The organism is Acidisphaera rubrifaciens HS-AP3, from assembly GCF_000964365.1.
Lineage (GTDB): Bacteria > Pseudomonadota > Alphaproteobacteria > Acetobacterales > Acetobacteraceae > Acidisphaera > Acidisphaera rubrifaciens.
Map to the genome: position 1 here is coordinate 1 of NZ_BANB01000383.1, position 2,220 is coordinate 2,220.

General features: G+C 74.3%; 2 protein-coding genes. Both read left to right on the forward strand.

Going from position 1 to position 2,220, the window contains the following annotated elements; all coding sequences use genetic code 11:
* The first annotated feature begins 76 nt into the window (after nucleotides 1-76).
* On the forward strand, nucleotides 77-946 hold the full coding sequence (gene folP / locus B8460_RS11450) for a dihydropteroate synthase (RefSeq protein WP_241771171.1): 870 nt from the start codon (nucleotides 77-79) through the stop codon (nucleotides 944-946).
* Between the two features lie 43 nt (nucleotides 947-989).
* Nucleotides 990-2,220: phosphoglucosamine mutase (gene glmM, locus B8460_RS11455; protein ID WP_048861731.1), on the forward strand; the 1,231-nt coding region annotated here is incomplete at its 3' end.

The window sequence follows — 2,220 nt, forward strand, 5'->3', positions numbered from 1 at the left end:
GCCCCGCCCGCGGGCGGCGGGCCCGGCCTGGCGCCGCAGCCGGGCTGATGCCTGACCCGATCGCCCGGCCCGCCCCGTGACGACCTGGGGCGGGACGGGCTGGGCCGGGCTGCCCGCCGGCCGGCCGCTGGTCATGGGCATCCTCAACGCCACGCCCGACAGCTTCAGCGACGGCGGCGAGCGGCTCGATCCCGGCGCCGCCATCGCGGCCGGGATGAGGATGGCCGAGGAGGGAGCGGACATCCTGGACATCGGCGGGGAAAGCACCCGCCCCGGCGCCGCTTCGGTTGATCCGGCCGAGGAAATGCGGCGGGTCCTGCCGGTCATCCGCGGCCTTGCCGCCCAGGGCTGCCCGATCTCGATCGACACCCGCAACGCGGCGACGATGCGCGCAGCCCTCGATGCCGGCGCGGCGATCGTCAACGACGTCTCCGCCCTTGCCCATGACCCCGCCGCGGCGGCCGTCGTCGCGGACGCGGGCTGCCCGGTGGTGCTGATGCACATGCGTGGCACCCCGGCGACGATGGAGGCGCACGCCCAGTACGACGACGTCGCGGCGGACGTGACGCGCGAACTGGCGGACCGGGTCGCCGCAGCCCGCGCCGCCGGCATCGCGGAGGCGGCCATCGCCCTCGACCCCGGCATCGGCTTCGCGAAGACGGCGACGCAGAACGCGGCGCTGCTGGCCGGGCTGCCCCGTCTGGCCGCACTCGGCTATCCGCTGCTGGTCGGCGTGTCGCGCAAGCGGGTCATCGGCGCCTTCGGACACGCCATCGCACCGAAGGACCGGCTGCCGGGCTCGCTGGCCGCTGGGCTGTTTGCAATTGCCCGGGGCGCGCGTATCCTCCGTGTTCATGACGTAGGCGCAACGGTGCAGGCGCTGCGCGTCTGGGCGGCGCTGCTGGACCACCTGCCGGCGCCGCTGTGGGCGGCCGCGCCGGGCTAGGGCACCGCCCCGGGTTCCAGCCGGCATCACGACGGAGACAGCAATGTCCAACAGGCGGCGGCTTTTCGGTACCGACGGGGTGCGCGGGCGGGCCAACCTCGATCCGATGACGGCCGACGTGGCGCTGCGCCTCGGGCAGGCGGCCGGCGTGCGGTTCACGCGCGGCACCCATCGCCATCGCGTGGTGATCGGCAAGGACACGCGGCTGTCCGGCTACCTGATCGAACCGGCGCTGACCGCGGGCTTCATCGGCGCCGGCATGGACGTCACCCTGGTCGGCCCGCTGCCCACGCCCGCGATCGCGCTGCTGACGCGCAGCCTGCGCGCCGATCTCGGCGTGATGATCTCCGCCTCGCACAACCCGTACGAGGATAACGGCATCAAGCTGTTCGGCCCGGACGGCTTCAAGCTCTCCGACGAGACGGAGGCGGAGATCGAGGCGCTGATGGCCGACCCGTCGCTGCCCGGCAGGCTCGCCCCGTCCGCCGCCCTCGGCCGCGCCTCGCGGCTGGAGGATGCCGCCGGGCGCTATATCGAGGCGGCGAAGGCCACGTTCCCGCGCGGCCTGCGGCTCGACGGGCTGCGGATCGTGGTGGATTGCGCCCACGGCGCGGCCTATCGCGTTGCGCCCACGGTGCTGTGGGAACTGGGCGCGACGGTGATCCCGGTCGGCGTCGCGCCGGACGGGTTCAACATCAACCGCGGCTGCGGATCGACCGCGCCGGAATATTTCTGCGCCCAGGTGGTGGAGCACGGCGCCGATCTCGGCCTCGCGCTCGACGGCGACGCGGACCGGCTGCTGCTCGCCGACGAGCGGGGCGAGCTGGTGGACGGCGATCAGATCCTTGCCCTGATCGCGCGGTCCTGGCAGCGGACCGGGCGGCTCGCGGGGGATGCGGTGGTGGCGACCGTGATGTCGAATCTGGGGCTGGAGCGGTATCTCGGCACGCTCGGCGTGGCGCTGCACCGGACGGGTGTGGGCGACCGCTACGTGGCGGAGCGGATGCGCGCGGGCGGCCACAATGTCGGCGGCGAACAGTCGGGCCACATGATCTTGTCCGACTTCGCGACCACAGGCGACGGGCTGGTGGCGGCGCTGCAGGTGCTGGCGGTGATCACCGGCGAGGGGCGGCCGGCGAGCGAGGTGTGCCGCGTCTTCTCCCCGCTGCCGCAGTTGCTCAAGAATGTCCGCTGCCATGGCGCGACGGCGCTCGCCGCGCCCGCCGTGCGCGCGGCGATCGCGGCGGCCGAGGCGGCACTCGGCGCCGACGGCC